General features: G+C 48.1%; 1 protein-coding gene. It reads left to right on the top strand.

Annotation, left to right across the window (positions count from 1 at the left end; all coding sequences use genetic code 11):
* Positions 1–898 (top strand): autotransporter-associated beta strand repeat-containing protein (locus tag ICN47_RS12720; protein WP_216220278.1); only part of this gene is annotated, 898 nt, incomplete at both ends.

The following is an 898-nucleotide window of genomic DNA, read 5'->3' as shown; positions in this document are numbered from 1 at the left end:
GCGGGTACGGTCATCTTAGGCAACGCCACCACCAACAGCACCTACAGCGGTGGCACGACTGTCAATGGCGGTACCCTCAAAGCGGGTTCAAGCTTCCAGCCATTTGGAACAGGCGCTGTTACTGAAACTAGTAGTGGTGGCGTAGTAATTAATCTCAATGGCCAGACAATAACTAATGCATTAACACTATATGGTGATGGTATTAGCTCAACAGGCGCATTGATTAATGGCAATAGTGGTGCTACAGGTAGCGTAAGTGGCGACATTACTTTAGGTTCAGCAGTCACTATTAATGCAACAAATGGCATTACTTCTACCGGAAGAGTGACCGGCGCCTTTGGTTTAACTGAAATCGGCAGTGGTACTTTAACCCTAGGCAACGCCACCACCAACAGCACCTACAGCGGTGGCACGACTGTCAATGGCGGCACCCTCAAAGCGGGTTCAAGCTTCCAGCCATTTGGAACAGGCGCTGTTACTGAAATCACAACCGGTGAGGTCGTGATTGATCTCAATGGCAAGACCATTAGCAATGCATTGACTCTCTATAGCGCAGCAACGCCAACTGTTTATGCTCTTACAAGCGGCGTCACAGGTGGCATCCAACAAACCGGCACAGTGACTTTGGGTTCTAATGTATTGCTGGGTTTAACGACCGGCAAAACAATGACGATTAATGGTGTGATTGCCGATACCAATGCTTATACCTTAACGGTCAATAAAATAGGCGATACCGGTACCGTCATTTTTGGTGGCGCCAATACCTATACCGGCGCTACTACTGTCAATGCCGGTACCTTACAAGTGAGTGGTAGTGGAACTGTAGGCAACACCAGTAGCTTATTAACCTTAAGCAGTGCTACGCTTGATCTACGTAATGGCTTAACCATTGGCTCTT

The organism is Polynucleobacter sp. AP-Latsch-80-C2 (assembly GCF_018882185.1).
Classification (GTDB): Bacteria; Pseudomonadota; Gammaproteobacteria; order Burkholderiales; family Burkholderiaceae; genus Polynucleobacter.
This window is presented reverse-complemented; position numbering and strand designations above follow the sequence as displayed.